This is a genomic window from Shewanella aestuarii, from assembly GCF_011765625.1.
Classification (GTDB): Bacteria; Pseudomonadota; Gammaproteobacteria; order Enterobacterales; family Shewanellaceae; genus Shewanella; species Shewanella aestuarii_A.
The window spans coordinates 1,423,536-1,445,572 of record NZ_CP050313.1 but is presented as its reverse complement, the minus strand read 5'-3'; the positions used below and the strand labels follow the sequence as shown (position 1 = coordinate 1,445,572).

The following is a 22,037-nucleotide window of genomic DNA, read 5'->3' as shown; positions in this document are numbered from 1 at the left end:
TGTAAATAAGTAAACAGAGATAGCGTAATGAAAAAGCCAGATAACAAGACAGATTTTCGATCAGCCGTTATTCAAAAATAGAACGCTGTTATCAGCTATTTTCACAAGCCAGAATGATCTGTTATTGATCAATGTAATATCACCTACCTTACTCACTACGATTGTTGTTTCAAATACATATCAATCTGATACTCGGTTTTAGCTGTTGTGTTTAAATTGAGTGGTAGATTTAACTTTTGTTCCAGCTTTGGTTTTTGAGCCTATCTTGGCTGATTTTGAATAGGCTTTTTTATAATTTGATTTGGCTTTAAAAGCCGGATTACCTTTACCTTTTAATCCCTGCAATGCAGAAGGTAATTGACTAGCAGCTTGAATGATAAGCTGAGTTAGCTGCTCGGTTAATGGTTGCATAAACGCTTGGTATTTTAATCTTTTGTGGCTAATCGCATCTAAACTGTTTTCCCACAATGCTGTCATATCAGGGGTGGTAGCGCTTAACGGTAAACTATTCACTAAACCTTTACCTACCTCTGTGGCTAAAATGGATTTTCCTTGCCGTTGTAAATAACCTCGTTTAAACAGCAGTTCAATAATACCGGCACGTGTTGCTTCCGTACCTATACCGTCAGTGTCTTTTAAAATCTTTTTAATCTCAGGATCTGCCACATATCGACTAATGCCTGTCATGGCCCCTAACAAGGTAGCATCGGTAAAATGTTTTGGCGGCTGGGTTGTTTTTTCAACTAACTCTCCGCGCTGGCAATGCAAACTTTGACCTTGGGTTAATGGCGGTAATGATTGTAAGTGCTGTTCATCATCTGACTCTGCGGCTTTGGAATTTGAAGTAAATAGTGCCTTCCACCCCAAATGTTTATCTTGTCTGGCTTTGGTTTTAAACAGTCCACCTTCGATGGTCACTTCGACTTGGGTTTCTGCATAGAGATAAGCAGGGTAAAATTGGGCTAAATACTGTCTGGCTATATGCTGATAAAGCTTGCTTTCATCATTGGATAAACTCGCTAAATTAGCCGTTTTTTCAGTAGGAATAATCGCATGGTGAGCATCCACTTGACTGTCATCCCACGCCTTTGATTTTCGTTGAGCATCAGGCTGCCCTGCTCCGTCAATTAAACTACTTGCGTTTTGTAATACGGCTTTGATCACGCTGGTAGCAAATTGATGTTGTTCCACAGGTAAATGACGACTATCGGAACGAGGATAGGTAATAAGCTTATGTTTTTCATACAAGCTTTGACAAATATCTAGCACTGCTTTTGCGCTAAAACCAAAGCGTTTTGCAGCATCTATTTGTAATGCCGATAAACTATAAGGTAATGGTGGATTTTGACGTTTATCTTTGGCTTCAAGCTTAGTCACAATAGCGGGTTTATCATTAATGCGTGATACCACATTTTGCGCCAACCCTTTGGCAAGAACTCGACCGTCTTCATCCATGTATGGCTCACAGGCTTTGCTTGGTTGCCATTTGGCACTAAAAGTTTGCTGTTGTTCGGTGGCTAAATGCGCTAAAACCTCATAAAAAGGTTTGGGCTGAAAATGAGCAATTTCTTCATCTCTACGCACTACTAACCCTAACAAGGGAGTTTGCACTCGACCAACCGATAATACCCCTTTATAACCCACTTTTTTACCTTGAATTGTATAAGCGCGGGTCATGTTCATCCCATAAAGCCAATCTGCTCGGCTTCGGGCTAATGCTGAAGTTGAAAGTGGAATAAACTCACGGTTACTTCTCATTTGGCCTAGGGCACGTTTCACGGCTTGTGGGTTTAAGTCGCTGATTAAAAGCCGCTGAACACTATCGAGTTTGCTGCCTTTCACCCCAAGGTAACTAATCACTTCATCCACCAAGAGCTGCCCTTCTCTATCTGGATCGCCAGCATTAATAATTTGCTTAGCGTCTTTGACCAATTTACGTAGCACGGTGAGTTGACTGCGTGTTTTGGCTTTAGGTTTAAGCTGCCATGTTTGAGGAACAATGGGCAAGTGTTCTAATTTCCATGACTTATAAGCCGTGTCGTAAGCATCGGGTTCGGCCTGTTCAAGTAAATGTCCTATACACCAAGAGACGCAATCGCCATTTGCCGCAGTGATAAATCCATCACCTTTTTTATGTGGTTTTGGTAACACATCGGCAATGGCGCGCCCCAAGCTGGGTTTTTCTGCTATGTATAAGTTCATTAAACACCAAGATACTGTATAAATTAACAGTAAAATAGCTTAGCTTATTCGGATTTACAAGTTTTGCTGGCGACAAGTATTCTTTAGGTTTAAATGTCGATCTTATCTATGCGCAATACCTTAAACAGACATTTCCTTGATTCATAGCTATTATTTTTAATCGAAATAGTCACTGTATAAATGCCACTTATGTCTATAACCATTAAGCTAAAGGTCTATCACCTCCACAATAATCAAGCATTAAGCACATAAAAAAGGAGAAGGGTTAGCTTCTCCTTTTAACCAGCAAACTCATGATCAACCTGCTTTTAATAACTCACTGCATGATTGATTCAGCAACTGACGACAGCGCCACATTCCCAGTACAGCGACAACCAATGCGCCTGATAATGGTGCAATTGCCCACCAAGGCCAATGCATATATACCACTAACTCAAACACTTGGGTTTTGAGCATGTATAAAGCAAATTCAGCGACAATCACTGCCAGCAATCCAGAGATTGCGCCAAGTAAAGCAAACTCTAACCCTGTGGCTGAACGCAGTAACCACCCTGAAGCCCCAAAGGTGCGCAATACTGCTAGCTCTCGTTGCCTTGTTGCCATACCGGCTTCAGTTTGAGCTATCAAGACTAACGCACTGGCTAATAACACCAATGCAAGTACTAAGGTCAACGATAACGACACTTGATCAATAATTTGCCTTAATTGCTCAACCATTGCCCCGACATCAATGACTGAAATGGTTGGAAATTGTTGGATCAATTGCAGCACAACCGCATTGGCGGTTAACTCGCTACCGGCCGCTTTTAATTTTGCATCATTAAGATGAAAACTGGCCATTGAAGTGTAATTAAACCCCTCAAGAGCTTTTGGCCTAAAAATCATAAAAAAGTTAGGCTGTAGGGTTTCCCACTGCACTTGCCGTACGCTGGTCATTTTAACGGTAATGGACTGATTATCGATATTAAAAGTGAGCGTATCGTTAAGCGCTAACCCTAAACGTTCCGCCACACCTGATTCAATCGATACTTCGTCATCCGCTTGGTTAAAGGTGCCCAAAGTAATTGGGTTGTTTGGCGGTAAGGTATCGCGGTAAGTTAAATTTAACTCACGGGAAATACCCACTCGGCCTTCAACACCGGCACGTTCTTGCTCACCAGAAATTAGCTCTTCATCATTAATATGCGTCAACCTACCACGAATAACAGGGTAAATATCTGTTGCTTGAATGCGGTTAGACTCTAAAAATTGTTGCAGTGGTGAGGCATCTTCTGGCGCAATATTAACTAAAAAGTAATTAGGCGCATTTTCAGGGAGTTGCTTTTGCCATTCATTGAGTAAATCTTGTCTAAGTGCCAAGATTGTTAATAACAAAACTAATGCACTGCTAAAGCCAACCAACTGCACCGCATTTTGACGTGCTCGGCGGCGAAGTCCAGCTAAGGCTAATTGTAAGGGGTTGGTGGTTTTCATACCAACGCTGTGGCCCATGCGGATCATGAAAAAACCCAATAGACTCAGCAGCACACCTAGCAACATCACAGTTAATACCACGGTCATGGTTAGTTGAATGCTTCGAGAATACAAGTATCCTAATAACGCCATGGCTCCAAGGCTTAACAGCAAGTGTAACCACATCCCCAGCTGCAGACCTTCTAATTGACGCTGTAATACACGCAGTGGCGGTATCGCTAACAAGCGCATCAATGGATATGCTGAAAACATAAATGCACTGATTAAGCCAGTTGCTACGCCTAACATTATTGGGCGGAAATAAGGGGGAGAATAAGCAGCTATTTCTGCAGGTAAATACTGATTAATGGCTAAATCTAATAACACACCACCAATCAAACCTAAGGCAATACCAAACAAAGTCACTAACAATAAATGCAGGCCAAACAACAACCGAATTTGTTTAGCGGATGCACCAAAGGTTTTAAGCATGGCAACAACATCATAATGCCGTTGGCAATATCGCTGCGCAGCAATACCGATAGCTGCACACGCCAGTGCAATACCTAACAAACTGGCAAGCAGTAAAAAGCGCTCGGCGCGTTTAACCGCTGAGGCAATAGGTGAATCACCAGATTGCACATCAACCCAACGTTGACTGTTATTTAAAAGTGGTTTGGCTTGGGCTTCAAACTCAGCTAATGCACTGGCCTCGCCAACAAACTGATAAATGTAACTTACTCGGCTACCTGGCTGAATAATGCCAGTAGCAGCCACATCATCAAGTCGCATCAGCAATACTGGCGCAGAAGCAAATGGATTAAATCCACCGTCAGGTAAACGGCTGATTTCTGCAGTAAGTGATAACTCACTATTACCCAGTTCAATGCTTGACGGATAGCCAAGTAAACCGCCTAAACGATTTTCATACCATGCCTCTCCAGTTTGCGGTAATGACGAGGTTTCCCCTGTCGAAAGTTCAACCTTACCTTTAAGTGGATAACCATCCGCTACCGCCTTTATGGTCACTAATTGGAATTTGTCTCCAGCATAAACCATGGAGTTAAATTGCATATTAGTCACACGTTGCAAACCTGTCTCATCGGCAATAGCCAGCACTTGCGGGTCTAGCTCAACCGGTGAGTTAATAATGCGATCAGCGGCAATGAAGGTAGCAGCCTCACCATTAATGGCAACTTGTAAACGTTCACTGACTCTGGCCAAGCCACTGACCGATAATACCGCTAAAGTGATTGCCAGAACGATAAGCAGCAACTGACCTTGAACTAACTCGCGCTTAAATAATCGCCAAGCTAATTGCCATTCCATTAACATGCCTCCTCAGTGAGTTGTTCCGCTGAAGGATCTTGGCTGGCATTTTCAGTCAACTGGCCATTGTCCATGATAAATTGACGTTTACATCGTTTTGCCAATTGTAAATCGTGGGTGACTAGCACTAAAGTTGTATCGCTTTCCTGATTCAACGCAAACAACATATCGGCAATTTTATCGCCATTGGCGCTGTCTAAGTTTCCCGTTGGCTCGTCAGCAAACAGAACTTTGGGCTCGCATATAAACGCTCTGGCAATGGCCACGCGTTGCTGCTCTCCACCCGATAACTGCTTAGGTAAATGCGTTAAACGATGTGCCAAACCGACTCGTTCAAGCATAGTTTGTGCTTTTTGTTTAGCATCTTTAATACCTGCCAGCTCAGCAGGTAACATCACGTTTTCAAGTGCTGTTAGAGTGTCAACCAACATAAAAGACTGAAAAATAAAGCTGACTTTTTGCTTGCGCAACGCGGCTTTTTGTTCTTCGTTTAAGCCTGATAACGCAGAACCAGCTAATAAAATCTCGCCGGATGATGGCGTATCTAACGCAGCAAGTAACCCAAGCAAGGTAGATTTTCCTGAACCCGATGGCCCAAGTATCGCCACACTATCACCCTGCTTGACATCCATGTTAATGCCCTTGAGGATAGTAAGCTCTCCTTCTTGAGTTACCACAGTTTTTATGAGGTTAGTTACTTTTATGGCACTAGAGTCTGTTGCAAAATTAGTCGACATAGGATCCTTCTTTACATTATCGTTAAAGCGCATCACTGCTGCGTTTTTAATATTATTTATATTCAGTAGTACCAGCTATGCTGCCACGATTTTGATCTTAGGTGATAGCTTAAGTGCTGGCTATGGCATGGAGGAAGAACAAGGTTGGGTTCAATTGTTACGTAATGAACTGCCTCAACATGACATTATCAATGGTTCTGTTAGTGGTGAAACCACGGCCGGTGGATTGCGCAGACTGCCTGATTTACTTAACTCTAGCCAATTTGACCTAGTGGTAATTGAACTAGGTGGTAATGACGGCTTACGCGGTTTTACACCAGCACAATTGAAATTAAATCTTACAAAAATCATTGAGCTGTCACAGCAAGCTGGCGCCAAAGTACTGCTAACAGAAATTATGGTTCCACCTAATTACGGGCCGCGTTACAGCAAAATGTTCAATGACGTCTATAAGCAATTAGCAAAAGAATATAATCTGGCGCTAATTCCATTTTTTATGCAAGAAATTGCCCCTAATCCTGAATTAATGCAACGAGATGGCATCCATCCCAATGTTGATGCCCAGCCTAAAATTACGCAGTGGATGTTGCCCTGGATCACAAACGCGCTTAAGTAACACAAGGCCAACAAAAATCAGTGAAAATCATGACAAAAATCAAGATATAGTCATATTATTTTAAGGTTTCTCGCTTACTATAACCTTATCACTATAATGGTTAACAAGATTTAAATGTACACATTGTACCATTGTCTAAACTCAATCATGACTTTAAGGAAACCCTATGTCCGTCAGTCGTCAAAAGAAAGTATATTTACCAACTACAACTAGAAAAAATCAATATATTACAGTTGGCTTCCCGTTAACGGATGAGTTTTTAGCCGCCTATGCTGATTTGGAAACTTGCTATCTTGAGTTTAGTAAGTTGGCTTATCAAGTAGCAGAGAAAAATGATCTGTTTAATGTCCATGTTGTTGCCAGTGATAAACTCCCCATGGTGCGTTTTCATAACGAAGCTTACTGTTTACCAACTGAAGAGCAGTTACGCTTTTTCTATAACCCTGCGCATCATGAAGCAAACCGTTTACATACCATTGCCGGTTATAGAGCCAAAAAACTTAAAGTAGTTTTTTTAGCTACTGGAACTGAAATTCGCAGTCACTCAGCTCTGTTCCACAGTCATGTGCAAAAGTTTATTGCCGAAATTAAGCCTTTGTTACCCATAAAAGACCTCACGATGAAGGTGCGCGATCATCAGCATATTTCATATGACTTTTTTGCTAAAAGTAAGGGCAATAAAGAAACTTACGGCTACAAACTCCGTAAAGTAGACAACCGCTATAAACGCCGTGAATGTAATTTACCGGAAAACGTTAGCGCACTTAACTATGTGACCGTAAACTTACCTGTTGGACGCCGCATTAAAAATCAATTACTTGCATCAAACTCTACTAACTTTAGTGAAAACTATCAAAACGTCGCTGACAAATTTATTGCCGCAACCAAAGCGCGCCAATTACTACGTGTGGCAATGGTAGCAAATAACAAGGTGCCATTGGTTCGCAACAGTAAATATGAAAAACTTGAAAGCACCAATGAGTTTCAAATGGTCGGGTTCGATCCTAATGCTGAAGCGCCAGCGCCAATTTTACATTGGGATGACAGCAAAATTGCCGATGTACTTCGTTTTGTTATTGTCGCTTCAAAAAGTGATGAAAATGATGAAGGATTCGGCCGCTTTATGAATCAAGTAGAAGACGCCTTACGTGCATTTACTAAAGATTTTGATATCGATGAAGAACATATTGATATGGTTATCCGCTTCCACCAGCACTTAAGTTATAAAATATAAATTATTAATTTAATTCAATAGCTTAAAAACCTGTTTCAAACGGCAACCTCGGTTGCCGTTGTTATTTATAGCCTTCAAAACACAAATGTTAATCAAATGTGGCCAGATTTCACATTGATTAACAATCTGCTTTCAAGGCATGTTGAATGGTGCGCGCTCAATCGTGCAGCTTAAAAATGATAAAACCAACAACAATAAATAATAAAAAGCAGGAGATGCTATGTTCAACAAGAAAATGCCTTGGCTAATGCCAACATTAGTCGCATCCGCAGTGGCATTAAGCCTTGCAGCATGTGGTTCAGATAACGATACCAAATCAGAAACCACCACTCCCCCTGTCGTCATACCGGAACCCGGTCCAAGCTTTCCTGAAGGCGCCATTATGGTTGAAGCTGGCGACAATCTCACCATCAGCATTCAAGAAGCATTAATTAATGCTCAATCAGGGGATGTGATTGTATTACCCAAAGGTAACTTTAAAATTCAATCAACCTTGTTATTTGATGGTGATGTAGATGGTGATGGGACGTTTGCCAAAAATGTCACCATTATGGGGTATGGTAAAGACGAGACCATTTTAGACTTTTCAGAAGCCAACTCTGGTGATGGGATTTTTGTTCAAAATGCTATCAACATCATTATTCAAGACTTATCGGTTAATGAAGCCAAAAATAACGGTATCAAACTTAAAAATACCAACGGCATCATCTTACGTCGTTTAGCCACGGTTTGGGATGGTGTACTTGACCAAGATAACGGGGCTTATGGTTTATATCCTGTTGAATGTGAAAACATTTTAATTGAGGACACCTACGTACGGGGTAGTGCCGATGCTGGAATTTACGTGGGCCAATCACAATACATTGTGGTGCGCCGAAACATTGCCAAAGAAAACGTAGCCGGTATTGAAATTGAAAACTCTAAATATGCCGATGTGTATGATAACGAAGCCATGGGAAACACAGGTGGTATTTTAGTATTCGATTTACCTATTAATAACCACCGCTACGGTTCAAGCGTTCGTATTTTTAATAACAAGGTTTATGACAACAACACCTTAAACTTTGCTAATGCCTCATCTAACCCAGCTGGCGTCCATATTGTGCCACCTGGTACTGGGATCATTGTGTTATCCACTGATGATGTTGAAATATTCAATAACGAGATCACCAATCATGACACCGTGGGCTTAACCATATCGAGCTTCTTTATTGCAGAACCCGATATCAGCAGCTTTGTCGGCAACTATGGTCAACCCGGCCAAGCCATTGCTGATGGCTGGCGACCAACGCCACGTAATATTCATATTCATGACAACGTGATAACCGATTACGGCAAAAAGCCTAAAGGCTATATCATCGAAGATATTATTAAAGCGTACTTTTTAACTCATGGTGCCATGCCAGGGATCTTATATGATGGCTTAGGTGAAATGTTATCCAACAATGGCACCGCAGCATACTTAGGACTCCAAGAACTGCCTTTTGCTGATGATGGCAGTGACAACGTATGTATTCAAAATAATGGCGAGGTCAGTGTTGGACGTTTGTTTGCCAATTCTAATACCGACATGAATATTCCTGATACTTTATATCAAAACCCGCAAACCGATTTATTATCCTGCTCACAGGTGAGTTTGCCAGTGCATACCGTTACCTTTGGCGAAGAAATTTTCGGCTGTGGAGTTGATGATGCGACCGAGGGCTGTGATGGAGGCACTTTAATTGGTGGCGGCGGCACTATTGGTGAAGGTGAAGGCGGTTTAGTCGGCGATGGTGATGTTAGCTTGTGTGTGGCTGAAGGTAACAATGTTAACTGGGATGCATTACTAAAAGCTAACTGCCCTAAATTGTCTGATTACAATTTATTTGCAGATATGAAAAACCCAACAACCGCTCCTAATTCTGGTGGCTTACCTTACGATTTAAATACGCCGTTATTTACCGATCATGCCACAAAATATCGTTTTGTTTATGTGCCACAAGGCACCAAAGCAGATTACAGCGTTAACGAATCATTTGATTTCCCTGTCGGGACTGTGATCAGTAAAACCTTTGCACTACCACAAAACACCAACAATCGTGGCTTTGAAAATGAAGATTTAGTAGAAACTCGTCTGCTCATTCATCGTGCAACAGGTTGGAGTGCGCTACCTTATGTATGGAAAGCTGATAAGTCTGATGCGGTTATTGCCAAAGCGGGTGCAATTCAAGGCAAAACTATTACTCACAAAGGTGAAGAATTAGGCTTTGATTATGTGGTGCCAAGCATGAATCAATGTAAGCAATGCCACCAATTTAAAGCCGATGAGCAAAGCAACGCAGTATTTGTACCCATTGGGCCTAAGGCTCGTCATTTAAATCGTGACTACGCTTATGCCGATGGCACCATGAATCAACTCTCTAAATGGCAAGCCGCAGGCATACTTCAAGGCCTGCCTGCATTAACAGAAGTCGATAGCGTGCCACAATATCAAGATGGTGACGAAGCTAACGTAGCTAGCCTCACTGATAGCCAGTTAATGGATACAGCTAAAGGGTATTTAGATATTAACTGTGCCCATTGTCATCGTCCTGAAGGCAATGCGTCTAATACCGGTCTAAAACTTGAGTATTGGCGAGCCTATGATGAAGATGCAGGTTTCTCGCACGGCACCTGTAAATCACCAGTGGCTTATGGTGGTGGCAGTTTAGGTTATGACATAGTGCCAGGTAACGCCGCTGAGTCGATATTACATTTCCGCATGGAAAGTAATGAGCCTGGTGATCGTATGCCTGAAATTGGTCGTAGTCTGTCTCATGCAGAAGGTGTGAAGTTGATCAGCGAGTGGATCAAACGTCTACCAGCTGCAAGCTGTTCGTAAACCAACTGTGCGTTGTTAAAACTGTGAGTTGTTAAAACTGTGAGCCAAACAATAGCCGGGGAAACCCGGCTATTCATTGTTACACGCTATCATATTGCAGGTATCAATATGCTTTATGTCTTTACTAAAAATGCCACTCTGAACGTTAGAACCATATTGATGATCACGATGTTCAGCACATTATCGGCTTGCACAGGTGATGATTCAAACACAGATACGCCTGATACAAGCGCGCCGCCAATCGTTAGCGTTCCACCTACCCCCCACCTCTCGATGACTGTCATGCACAAACCTCTGAAGTGAACTGGCAGGCGTTAATGAGCCAAGATTGCCAGACATTAAGCGACTATGGCTTATTTATTGACCCAAGCAATCCCACTCAACACCCAAGAAGCCCTGGCGTATTGTATCAATTATCCACTGAGCTTTTTTCAAACTATGCCAGTAAGTATCGCTTCCTATTTTTACCACAAGGCGCTGTTATTGATTATCAAGCTAAAGGGGTTATGTCACTGCCTGTTGGCAGTGTATTAGTCAAAACGTTTGCCCTCCCCTATGACACCCAAGTTAATAGCGCAGAAAACGAGTTATTAATAGAAACACGCCTACTGATACATCGTGAAACAGGTTGGACAGCTTTGGTATATCAGTGGCAAAACCAACAAGCCGAACTGATTATTGCCGGCAAAGATGTCCGCCACACCCTAAATAATCAAGGAGAAACACTAACGTTTGACTACCATATTCCTAGCAAAGCAGAATGTAAAATCTGCCACCAAGTCACCTCCAATGATGACAATCAAAACAGTAAAATTATGCCAATAGGTTTAAAAGCCCATGTATTGAACCGCAACATTAGTTCTGTCAATGGCCAACAACAAAATCAACTAAGTTTATGGCAACAAGAAGGCTGGCTTAATGGATTGCCACAACTTGATAGCGTTGCTAAGTCATTTGCGATTAACGATCAACACGCTGATTTAACTGCCAGAGCCAAAGGCTATTTGGATATCAACTGCGCCCATTGCCATAACCCCCAAGGTTTCGCCAGTATTTCAGGACTTAGGCTAAGTTTTGATGTTGATCATACGGGATTTGAATATGGCATTTGTAAGCAGCCACCGGGGTGGGATGGAGGTCCTAATGGACTGGCATACGATATCGTACCGGGCAATGGCGAACGTTCTATTGTTCACTATCGTCAAATATTATCATCAGCAAAAGATAGAATGCCTCCCATTGGCCGCGAGATAATCCACCACGAAGGAGCGGAGCTCATCAAGCAATGGATTGACAGTTTGTCACCAAGCTTAGGTAATTGTGGTTAAGCTTGAGGTTGCAGGGCTGTTATGCCTTAAAAAGTATCCCGGAGGATAACCTAACCAGTGTTTAAAGCTTTGGCGAAAATGGCTTACATCGCTATAGCCCAGTATTTCTGAAATTTGTTCAACATGCATGTTATCAGCAAGGATCATCTTGATCGCTTGCTGACAGCGCACTTGATCAATCAACTTTTGATAACTGGTGCCAGCCAAGGCTAATTTTCGGCGTAAACTTCGGTCGCTCATATGCATTAATTCCGCCATGCCTTGTAAAGTCGGAACCTTAGGCATGTGGAGCATTAGCTGGCGTAATACTTGCTCAATCAACGAAGGGCCAAGAGCGATATTAGTCTGGCAACTCGTGGGTTCAAACGAGTAAGTAATGGGGGTTTCTAACCAAGCTAGCTCAATACTCCATTCAAAATAAGCTTGATTGAAGCTTACCTTGGCACCAGTAAAATCTGTGATAAATAATGATTGTTGATCGGCTTCACAAGGCTGTAACTCAGCAAAAAAGACATCAGATATCATCACATGTTGTTTGGTTAACTGACGAGCCAGCCCCAATAAAGAACAGATGCTATGCTGAAATTGAAATGAATATTTTTCTGTTGCGGTTTTACCGGTATTTAACCAGCGCACCCAAAGTTTATTTTTATCGACTCGAACTAAGCTGTCTGTAAAACTGCCAACTAATTGCGGATTTTTCACCACAAATTGTAAACAATCCCCAATTGATTCAAATTGATCTAAATAAGGTAACAGCACATCTAAACTTGAAACTTGGTAGCTGGCACCTAATCTTGCCCCCATATCGTGCTGACCACTTTGCAGGCGCAGCGCCTCAAGGGCAAACTCCACCTGCCAAACGTACACAAATTGGCAGGCGGCTAATTCAGTTAGGCCAACGCCAATTTGTCGACAAACGGTAGCGGCAACTTGCTCGCCCAACTCTTGCTGAATAAACTGCAATAAATTACGCAACTCAAAGGCAGGATAACATTGGTCTCCCACCATTAAATTGGGGTTATAGCCACCTTGCTTCAACATAAGCTAATCATTAAACCGACTGATTACGTTCAGCCAGTTTATTAATAATGCTGTTAACGGATAGTGAAGCGCCGTGAGCAATTTTATCAGCCAATTTTTTCTTCATCTGATATTTCACTTTTAAAACTTGATGATCTTTTGCTAGTGTTAAAATCACATCGTCACTGGTAGAAATGGCATCAACAAGCCCTAACTCAATAGCTTGTTGACCATACCAATGCTCACCGGTGGCCACTTTGGCAATGTCCATCTCAGGACGATATCGGCTAACAAACTCTTTGAATAACACATGGGTTTCTTCAAGTTCTTGTTGAAATTTTTCACGGCCCTCATCAGTATTTTCACCAAACACGGTCAAAGTACGCTTAAAGTCGCCTGCGGTATGTTGTTCGTAATCGATATCATGCTTCTTAAGTAAACGATTAAAATTAGGAATTTGTGCCACAACCCCAATAGAGCCAACAATCGCAAAAGGCGCAGCAATAATTTTATTGGCAACACATGCCATCATATAGCCACCACTTGCAGCCACTTTATCGATACAAATTGTTAGAGGAATGCCCGCTTGACGTAAGCGATCTAACTGACTTGATGCCAAACCATAGCCATGAACCATACCACCGCCACTTTCAACATTGACGACAACTTGGTCTTCTTTTTCAGCAATGGTTAAAATTGCTGTAATTTCTTCGCGTAATGACCCCACTTCATTCGCATCAATGCTACCTTTAAAATCAATTACAAATACGCGAGCAGGTGTTTTCTCATCTTTTTCAGCCGATTTTTCTTCAGCCTTTAACGCTTTTTCATACGCTTTGAATTGCTTTTTAGTCAATAACTCTTGCTTTAGATCATGAGTTAGCTGCTTTAAGTCATCGCTAACATCAAATAACTTTAATTCACCTTTTTCAGCTTTATGCTTCACGCCACTAGCAATAACCACAATCACAACCGCTAAAATTGCGAGTACTATGGTTATCGCCTTAGCGAAAAACATCCCGTATTCATATAAAAATTCCAAAATAGACTCCAAAACAAAAATGATGAATTAGTTTACCAATATCTGATACCAAACGAACAATAAAAAACCCAGCATTTAGCTGGGTTTTTAAGCAATCAATGCATTTAATCGTAATGATTAATTACAAGCTTGGATCACATCTTTATCCGATACGACAATACCGGCCTCGCCCACAGCTGCGGTTCGAGCAAACATAGACACTTGCGATTGCATTTCAGCCGTTGCTTGAGCAGCCATACCATCAGTTGCAGGCGTTTCATTAGGGATCACAATTGAGCTGTGATGACCTTTAGAGAAACGCACCACACCTGAACCAGATGTTGTACTATCAACACACTCTAGACCTAGGGTCGCGATTAACGGCTCAGTCCCTGATAATGGGAAACCTTCAACACTGTTTGGTAGTGTTTGGTCTGGTAGGTTACCCGCACCATCACCAACAACCTCAATCAAATGAACAGGAGTCCCCGTTGCAGCTAAGGTTGCAGCATGGTTGATAGGATCTGCACTATCAAAGGCGGTTTGAACAGCAAAGGCGAAAGTTGGAATAAACTCAGCATATACTTTTTGCACTAAGGCATCATATTCTGGTGTGCCGGCTTCATAACCAGGATTAGCTTGGTTAACCAACTCCATAAACATCTCTGTTTTGGTAATGGTGGCAAATAGAACTGGACCAAAGGCTGCAGAACCTGCAAATGCTCCCGCTAAACCACCCGCTGGCGCCACTAACGATGCAGCATTAGTTGCATAAGGATTAGGTAATGCATTACCAGTAGCTGGATCAACTAAACCTGTGTTGGCAAAAGTTGAGAAACTGGTACCAACAATACCACCTAAGCTTAAACCTTGAGCACTGATTTTTGTGATGTCAAACACTTGCTGACCACCCACTTGGGCAATCTGTTGATACATACCAGTTAATAATAAACGCAAGGCAAGATGATCAAGGGTTGCCTGACGGAAGTTATCACGAACCGATAATGTGCTAGCGATGTTCACGAATGCCAACGGATTACCATTCTTAAATGCGTCAGGTTGACCAATTAAAGCCCCAAACGAGGGATCCGTTGCTGAGACTTCATAAATGCCGTCTTTGTTTAGATCAAAAGAACGTGCGCCATGAAGTGGCATATCGATTGCGATAGTTGCGACTCCCATAGCCGCATAAGCACCGGCATAAGATAACGCCATTTCTTTACCACCGCCTAAACCATGAAGGGCGATATTAGTAGGCCAGCCATTGGTTGGAGGAATGAAGGTCAGACCTTGAGATGCTTGAAATGCTGCCACTTTCTGCGCATTTGGCATCGCAATAAACACTGGTACTGTTTCATAAGATATTATTTTAGGGATAGGATTAAACTTGGTTAAATGCTTAGTTGGATCGGTTGGGGTTTCCCCATCTTCTAATGTCCAAGCATAACCAGCCAATAAGCTAGGGTTAGCAAGTGCAGCACTTGGATCAATACCGTAACCAATCGCTTGCTGAGCAAAACTTGCTTGGCTTAATTGACCAGATTGCACCGCTAATAAAACCGATACAGGACTATCACCTTGGGCAAGCCAACGTCCATTGATAAGCGGCTCAAATTCAGGGCTTAAACAGTTTACTGATGAACATTCACCATAAACAGGTAATTTTATGGCTGCACCATAAACATCTGCCATATCGGAAAGAAGATATGCTACACCATCTTCGGGTGTTAATTGTAAAGCTTGTGCCACTGTGTAGCCTAATGGCGTCGGCGTTTGCACAAATGATGGCTTATAAGCGTCTCTGCCAGCCATTAATAGCTTAGCGGTTTCATACACATCACTAACAGATTGAGTGGTAAACAAACCAGAATAACTAATGGTTTCAGGATCAACACCATGCTCAGCTGCCATGCCTTTTTCATAACTGTTAACTAAAGATTGCAGCATGAGTTGTTGTGGCGTCTCAAGTGGCTGGGTTTCGATATCTAACTTAAGCAAACCATAAGTTGTTGAAGGAGCAATACCACGACCTAACGAGTCTTGAATAAGATTGGTTGTGGCATAAATATAAGATTGCCCTGCCTTAAGCGGCTTTAATGGCACAATCGCCACTTTATTACCGGAAGCTTTAGAGACAAAATCAACACCGAATGTTAGCTCTTCACCCACTTTACAGGCAGAAACTGACGCCGCACTGGCACATTCTGGATCGCTTGATAACGGACCGCCAACTGTGGCTTCAAAAACACGTACTGCTCCAGGCTGGAAAACTGAAGCTTCATCAAGGCTAACTTGGTTTCCTTGAGCATCTTTAGCTAAATCGACAGTTAGACTAATAGGTGAAGTCGTTGACCAACCATCTAACGCGCCTAATGCAAGTTGTGGGTCGACATAATCAATCCCATCTTCACCCGGGATTTGTAAAGTACCATCAGTAGTACCACTAAAAAGTAAATCGTTTGGTAATGGTACTTTGCCGTTGGCTGGATCAAACTGCATGTGAGAAACAGGAACCAATACGTCAGCTTTGTCTTTAGCTTCGTTAAAGCTATCTTCAGAACAGCCAGTTAGGCCAAGAGCAGATGCAATTGCAACACCCAAAATGAGTCTTTTCATCTTTTTTCCCCAAATCTTGTTGTAATAATTTTGTTTTCCCCAAAAAATTGGTCACAATAGTCCAATCCTGTGACCACAAGAGCTTATTTTAGCTCTTAACAAGTCTCAAGTTAACGTAAAATTATATAGTTAGCTACAAGTTTATTACATCTACCTGAGTAATTACTTAACAATTTTCAGTCGCTTGTTTAAAACTGCCGTTTAATATTTGTGCGACAGTCTATTTTACGGGCTTTTTTACCCCAAGGAATTAATGAATCATGTTGGAATATCAAGCTAGAAAAGATTTACTTACAGACAAAACCATTTTAGTAACAGGTGCTGGGGATGGCATTGGCCGCGCAGCTGCTTTAGCTTTTGCAGAACATGGGGCAACGGTGATTTTGTTAGGAAAAACAGTCAAGAAACTTGAAGCTGTTTATGATCAAATTATCGCCCAAGGCTCACCAACGCCCGCCATTGTGCCATTAGATTTAAAAGGCGCCACAGAGCAAAATTACTTCGATATGGCTGAAACTATCGCAGAACAATTTGGTAAACTTGATGGACTTCTTCACAATGCATCACAACTTGGTGCTTTGGGTCCATTTGAACACATTGACCTTGCATCTCTTGAAGACATTATGAAAGTCAATGTCACGGCTCAAGCTATTATGACCAAAGCACTACTTCCGGTTATGCGTAAAGCTGATAACGCATCGATAATCTTCACTTCAAGTAGTGTAGGCCGAAAGGGACGAGCTTATTGGGGGCCTTATGCCTTTTCAAAATTTGCTACCGAAGGCATGATGCAAGTTTTAGCGCATGAATTCGAAGGGACTTCAGTTAGGGTTAATACTATTAACCCAGGGGCAACTCGCACTGAAATGCGTGCTAAAGCATACCCAGCAGAAGATCCACAAACATTAAAAACAGCTGAGCAAATTATGCCAACTTATTTATTTTTAATGGGTGATGATTCTATTGAAACCAATGGCCAAGCCTTAAGTGCTCAATAATTTTCCAATTGGAATCAATTAAATAAAAAGAGGAAACCATTTGGTTTCCTCTTTTACCTACTCACTTACAAGCTCATATTAGCCGCATTCTGAGCGATGAGTTTTTCGCCAATACCGCTAACTTCCATTAATTGTTTAATATCAGTGAACTTACCATTTTTAGTTCGATAATCAACAATGGCTTTCGCCTTCGCTTCGCCAATCCCTTTCAATGCTTGTAACTCTGACGCACTGGCCTTATTGATATTCACCTTAGTGATCTGACCAACTGTATTGCTTTTAACCGCTTTCGCATCTTTTTTTACCTCTTTTATTGTTTCTGCCTTAGTGACTTCTTTTGGTTTAGTGTCTGCAGCAACTACAGCCTGAAAAGGTAAAATTGACAACGCAGCGGCGATTAAACTTAATTTGATTAATTTCATCGATTTTCTCCATGATTCCATGTTTACACTTTTACTAAGTGCACTTAATCACTCCCCTACCGACTTCCATACTCCCTGGCGAGGGCTTAAAAACTCAACCGAAAAAGATTGAGGCTTAACGTTAGACCATGATTTGAAAATCGTCCAAACTTGAATGTAAATTTATAACTATTTATGCTTAATTTTATCTTTATTTGCTACTTTCGATTTACTCATAGCAGCGGTAGTTAACCCTTTTAGCTCAGATAATAAATGTTGATGGATCTGGCTTAGTTTAGGTCGATTATCTGCACTAAAACGAATGGGACGACATAGGCTCATGGCTTGATAACCGAGGCGAGCTGTTAATAATCCCCCCCTAATCCTTGGGCGACTCTTGCTGACAACTTGCCAGTCATTTCAACCGATAATAATTGAGTCCCTAGATCAGTAGCTACTTCTGTCGCTCCGGCATAGATAATATTGACTATGATGGCACGAATGAGCTTAATACGGCTCCAGTAACCTAACTCAATACCATATACCGAGGCAATTTTCGAAATCATCGCTTGATTACGCCATAAAATGAATGCCATATCTAATGCGGCTAACGGGCTCGCAGCAAGAAGCAGCGCTGATTCAGCCGCATAGCGAGTGACATATTTTTTCGCCAACATATCGCGCTCACTTAATACAATGTCATCAAACAGCATGACTTTTTCAGCATCATTATGCTCAATATGTACTTGGGCTAAATAGGTTTTTTTTGCTTGATTATTTGGATATTTTGCCAATAAGGATGCGATAAAAGGTTCTGCCTCACCCATTTGCATACTGTCAGCCAATCTCGCTGCGGTATCTTGCTCGGTCATGACTTTTTTAAGCTCGGTTAACTTTCGCCACTCTTTTAAACAAATGACGCTTAACCAACTTATTAATATGCCTAAAACAACCGTATAAAAGCCAAATAGTGTCGGACTTTGTTCAAGTGCATCAAGCAATCCTAAAACCGTTTGCACCAATACCAAAAGCCCAATGGCAACCAATGATAGTTTAGCTAATAAGGACCATCGCTTAGGCTTTGGTGGCTCGCGAGTAACCTCACCGAGTAAGCTATCTGCCACCAAATCGGTCAATTCGTCCCCCTCTAAAGCGCCATTCACCTTAGCTTGTAATGTCTGTTCATCAATAAATTCACCGCTATCAAAGTGTTTTAGCGGCTTAATAGCACTCATTTCAGGGCAGGAATTATCATCTTGCACTTCGCGATTATTTGATTCAAACACTTGCGGCTTCTTAATATGTTGTTCTGTCATAAATACTCATTACTAGGCCAATTTATCGCCTAACAGAAACTCCAATAAATGATCTAAGCGAATATGTGAGTAAAGCTTGTCTTGTGCAGCAATGTTATCCTGAGCGATTTTAGTATTAGCTGGCGGTAAAAATGAGCTGAAAGCAAAACCTTGTTGCTGCCAAAAAGCGCCACTCGGTAAAGACGACGGCACGTCACCGGGATACAAGGTGACAATTTGACCTGATTTATCAGTCCCTTTAATCACTTCTTGTTGCCCACTAGATGTTGGGATCATCCCATGCTCAGTGGCTTTGATCGCACTAATTGCCATGGTCTCAACTTCACAACCTTCAAAACGGGCAAAATGGTGGCTTTGTTTTAGCATGTCGGTCAGCAAGCTTAAAATATGACTTTGTTGGCTGCGAGTAACCCTATCAACCTGACTTGCGGCAAACAGTAACTTGTCGATTTTAGGAGAAAAAAGTCGACGTAATAAACTTGATTGGCCAAATTGAAAACTTTCCATAATGCTATTTAGGGCTTGCCCCATATCATTAAATTGCGCCTGACCATGATTTAGGCCATTCAAACAATCCACCAGCACAACTTGCCGGTCAAATTTAGCAAAATGATCTTTATAAAAAGGCTTAACAACTTGCGCAACATATTCGTGATAACGCTGTTTTAAAACTTGATAAACACTATCCGATGATGCTTGGCTAAGTTCGGCATGCTGCAGTGGCGTTAGGCTTAATAAAGGAAAAAAAGCCAATAATGGCGTGTTAGCAAACTCACCGGGTAATAGCATTCTGCCAGGTTGGGCGAAGTAAAATCCTTGCTTATGCACCATATCTTGCAAAAGTTGCTGATAAGTATCCGCGATAGTTTTTAACTCTTGCTCGTTTGCTAAGGCAGTTAAGTCAAGCTGCGTCACCAATTGAGCAAACTCGGGATATAACGATGAGCTTTGTAAGCGTAAAATCGATTGCTGCTGTGCCAAACACCAAGCAGTAAAATCCTGTTTTAGCATAGGTAAATCCAGCAACCACTCGCCTGGGTAATCAACAATATCAACATACAAAGTGGCGCTGTCGGTTAATTTAGCCAAAACCCCTTGTTCTGGCTGATACTTTATCGCCAAGCGAAGCTCAGTAATATTGCGGGTTGACGCTGGCCATTGAGCAGGATCACCGCCTAAAGCTTCCATCGCGGTTTGATAGTCAAAACTGGCAATGGCTAAATCAGGCTGTAATGTTCGTTTAACGCCAAGTAAACGACCATCGCGTGCAACCTGCCATAATGGCAAAGGATTTTTATCGTAATTAATCCCTGCATGAAGTAATTGGTTTACAAGACCAGTAATAAATGCTGTTTTGCCCGCACCAGATAACCCAGTGACAGCTAATCGCACATGACGGTCGGAACTTCGATGAACGATAGATTGTGCTTTGCGGCTAATTTTATTCAAAGAGCGGTCAAGTAGACTCATTTGGCAGGTTCCAACAATAAACAAAGGGCGGATAGCCGCCCTATTGTGATTACAAATTGTTGATTTGACGTTTCAAATCAAAGGTATCTGATGTGACGTGTTTTTCAAGCCTTTGTAAGCGCATTTCCAAGGTTGAAAACTGACGATTAACATCAAACAGTGCTTGTTTCGCAGGTTCCCCTGCTTGCCACACCTTTTTCTTAACCTCAATATCCTTATAGTTTTCATCGTGTTGCCGAACTAAAGGTTTTATATCTAAAATCATCCACATGGCGATATAAATTACCAAAATAACACCACTACCACCTAGTAAGAATATCGATACTGCAATCACTCTTACCAACCAAACCTCTGAATTAAGGTACTCGGCAATACCTGCGCATACCCCAGCTATTTTCCCCCCTGAGGGCTGCGATATAAGGTTCGTCCTTTAGACTCGCTCATGTTTTGTCCTCCACTCAGGTGATTCAGCGTCAAGAATGGCTTCCAAGGTTTCTATCCTGTGGTGCATTTTATCCGCTTTAGTAATCAAGTCATTTAATTGAGTAAATTCTTCCTCTGTGAGTCCTTGGCTCACTTGTCGCTTACTGCGGTAGTGAAGAATCAACCAAATTGGTGCCACCAATGCCATAAAAATGATAATGGGTGCAATAAGAAGATCCATGTCCATAACTCACCTCTGAAAAATTATTATGATTTTGATTTAGTTTGGTTTTTAGCTTTAACTTTCGCTTTAAGTGCTGCAAGTTCATCATTCACAGAATCTTCTGCTTCTAATGCTGCAAACTCATCTGCCAAGGTGTTCTTTTTGCCTATATCATAGGACTCAACTTGTGCTTCAAGCCCTTCAACACGACGTTCATATTGCTCAAACTTCATCATGGCATCATCAATTTTACTTGAATCAAGCTGCTTTTTTACCTCTAAACGCGAAGTTGCAGTTTGCTTGCGCATAATGATGGTTTTTTGACGAGCTCGAGCATCGTTTAATTTGTCTTGCAGCTGCGCAACTTCATCTTTTAAGCGTAAGATGTGTTCTTCAACAACTTGCAATTCCATCTCTAATGTTGATAACAATCCGCCCGTCTTTTGCTTTTCAACTAATGCAGCTTTTGCTAAGTCTTCACGGTCTTTAGCAATAGCTAATTCCGCTTTATCTTGCCAATCTTGCACTTGTTCTTGCACTCGACTGATGCGGCGAAGTAATTCTTTTTTCTCGGCAATCACTTTTGCTGAGGTAGAACGTACTTCTACTAATGTATCTTCCATTTCTTGGATAATTAGGCGAACCATTTTTTCTGGATCTTCAGCCTTATCAAGTAATGCGCTGATGTTTGAATTAACGATATCAGCAAAGCGAGAGAAAATTCCCATAATGTGTTCCTCAAAGTTTTATGTGGATGTCGGTTAAGTTAATACATTAAGTGTGCC

Annotated in this window: 16 protein-coding genes and 2 pseudogenes; 5 read left to right on the top strand and 13 right to left on the bottom strand. The window is 41.7% G+C overall.

Annotation, left to right across the window (positions count from 1 at the left end; translation table 11 throughout):
• Positions 1-198: 198 nt before the first annotated feature.
• The 3 genes from HBH39_RS06565 to HBH39_RS06555 all read right to left on the bottom strand — a co-directional run bounded on the left by HBH39_RS06565 (position 199) and on the right by HBH39_RS06555 (position 5,720).
• Entirely contained in the window at positions 199-2,202 is a 2,004-nt protein-coding gene (locus tag HBH39_RS06565) for a DNA topoisomerase III (protein WP_167676698.1), read from the bottom strand.
• Positions 2,203-2,499: 297 nt separating this feature from the next.
• Positions 2,500-4,983, bottom strand: coding sequence for an ABC transporter permease (locus tag HBH39_RS06560; protein ID WP_167676696.1), 2,484 nt, complete (start codon positions 4,981-4,983; stop codon positions 2,500-2,502).
• Entirely contained in the window at positions 4,983-5,720 is a 738-nt protein-coding gene (locus HBH39_RS06555) for an ABC transporter ATP-binding protein (protein ID WP_167676694.1), read from the bottom strand. Before HBH39_RS06555 ends, HBH39_RS06560 begins: the two co-directional genes overlap by 1 nt.
• On the opposite strand from HBH39_RS06555, the gene HBH39_RS06550 reads away from it, so the two are divergent.
• The 3 genes from HBH39_RS06550 to HBH39_RS06540 all read left to right on the top strand — a co-directional run bounded on the left by HBH39_RS06550 (position 5,686) and on the right by HBH39_RS06540 (position 10,433).
• Positions 5,686-6,336: an arylesterase gene (locus HBH39_RS06550; RefSeq protein ID WP_167676692.1), complete on the top strand. Its 651-nt coding sequence runs from the start codon at positions 5,686-5,688 to the stop codon at positions 6,334-6,336. The two genes, HBH39_RS06555 and HBH39_RS06550, sit on opposite strands and share 35 nt — an antisense overlap.
• Before the next feature lie 166 nt (positions 6,337-6,502).
• Complete coding sequence (locus HBH39_RS06545) at positions 6,503-7,570, top strand: DUF3083 family protein (RefSeq protein ID WP_167676690.1); 1,068 nt, start codon at positions 6,503-6,505, stop codon at positions 7,568-7,570.
• Positions 7,571-7,790: 220 nt separating this feature from the next.
• Positions 7,791-10,433 carry a parallel beta-helix domain-containing protein gene (locus HBH39_RS06540; protein WP_167676688.1) on the top strand — a complete coding sequence of 881 codons (2,643 nt, stop codon included), beginning with the start codon at positions 7,791-7,793 and terminating at the stop codon, positions 10,431-10,433.
• A gap of 113 nt (positions 10,434-10,546) precedes the next feature.
• Here the strand turns inward: HBH39_RS06540 and HBH39_RS19635 are convergent, their stop codons facing one another.
• A complete protein-coding gene (locus tag HBH39_RS19635) occupies positions 10,547-10,717 on the bottom strand; it encodes a hypothetical protein (RefSeq protein WP_208764189.1) in 171 nt (56 codons plus the stop codon).
• Positions 10,718-10,750: 33 nt separating this feature from the next.
• Between HBH39_RS19635 and HBH39_RS06535 the strand changes: the two genes are divergently transcribed.
• A complete protein-coding gene (locus tag HBH39_RS06535; RefSeq protein ID WP_208764188.1) occupies positions 10,751-11,761 on the top strand; it encodes an SO2930 family diheme c-type cytochrome in 1,011 nt (336 codons plus the stop codon).
• Here the strand turns inward: HBH39_RS06535 and HBH39_RS06530 are convergent.
• The 3 genes from HBH39_RS06530 to HBH39_RS06520 form a co-directional block, all read right to left on the bottom strand.
• A complete protein-coding gene (locus HBH39_RS06530) occupies positions 11,744-12,805 on the bottom strand; it encodes an AraC family transcriptional regulator (RefSeq protein WP_167676686.1) in 1,062 nt (353 codons plus the stop codon). The two genes, HBH39_RS06535 and HBH39_RS06530, sit on opposite strands and share 18 nt — an antisense overlap.
• A 10-nt stretch (positions 12,806-12,815) precedes the next feature.
• Complete coding sequence (gene sohB / locus HBH39_RS06525) at positions 12,816-13,826, bottom strand: protease SohB (RefSeq protein ID WP_167676684.1); 1,011 nt, start codon at positions 13,824-13,826, stop codon at positions 12,816-12,818.
• Between the two features lie 117 nt (positions 13,827-13,943).
• Positions 13,944-16,421 (bottom strand): VolA/Pla-1 family phospholipase, encoded by a 2,478-nt coding sequence (locus HBH39_RS06520; protein ID WP_167676682.1) that lies wholly within the window; start codon positions 16,419-16,421, stop codon positions 13,944-13,946.
• A gap of 260 nt (positions 16,422-16,681) precedes the next feature.
• On the opposite strand from HBH39_RS06520, the gene HBH39_RS06515 reads away from it, so the two are divergent.
• Positions 16,682-17,419, top strand: coding sequence for a YciK family oxidoreductase (locus HBH39_RS06515; protein WP_167676680.1), 738 nt, complete (start codon positions 16,682-16,684; stop codon positions 17,417-17,419).
• A gap of 65 nt (positions 17,420-17,484) precedes the next feature.
• Here the strand turns inward: HBH39_RS06515 and HBH39_RS06510 are convergent, their stop codons facing one another.
• The 6 genes and pseudogenes from HBH39_RS06510 to pspA all read right to left on the bottom strand — a co-directional run bounded on the left by HBH39_RS06510 (position 17,485) and on the right by pspA (position 21,980).
• The gene (locus HBH39_RS06510; RefSeq protein WP_167676679.1) at positions 17,485-17,841 is read right to left on the bottom strand and encodes a ComEA family DNA-binding protein; all 357 of its coding nucleotides are present in this window, start codon (positions 17,839-17,841) and stop codon (positions 17,485-17,487) included.
• Positions 17,842-18,009: 168 nt separating this feature from the next.
• A pseudogene (locus HBH39_RS06505) lies at positions 18,010-19,055 on the bottom strand (TIGR01620 family protein).
• A 93-nt stretch (positions 19,056-19,148) separates the two neighbouring features.
• Positions 19,149-20,606 carry a YcjX family protein gene (locus HBH39_RS06500; RefSeq protein ID WP_167676677.1) on the bottom strand — a complete coding sequence of 486 codons (1,458 nt, stop codon included), beginning with the start codon at positions 20,604-20,606 and terminating at the stop codon, positions 19,149-19,151.
• 49 nt (positions 20,607-20,655) lie between these two features.
• Positions 20,656-21,050, bottom strand: a pseudogene (pspC, locus tag HBH39_RS06495) (envelope stress response membrane protein PspC).
• Positions 21,037-21,276: an envelope stress response membrane protein PspB gene (pspB, locus tag HBH39_RS06490; RefSeq protein ID WP_208764187.1), complete on the bottom strand. Its 240-nt coding sequence runs from the start codon at positions 21,274-21,276 to the stop codon at positions 21,037-21,039. Before pspB ends, pspC begins: the two are co-directional and overlap by 14 nt.
• Before the next feature lie 20 nt (positions 21,277-21,296).
• Positions 21,297-21,980, bottom strand: coding sequence for a phage shock protein PspA (gene pspA, locus HBH39_RS06485; RefSeq protein ID WP_167676675.1), 684 nt, complete (start codon positions 21,978-21,980; stop codon positions 21,297-21,299).
• Between the last annotated feature and the right edge of the window lie 57 nt (positions 21,981-22,037).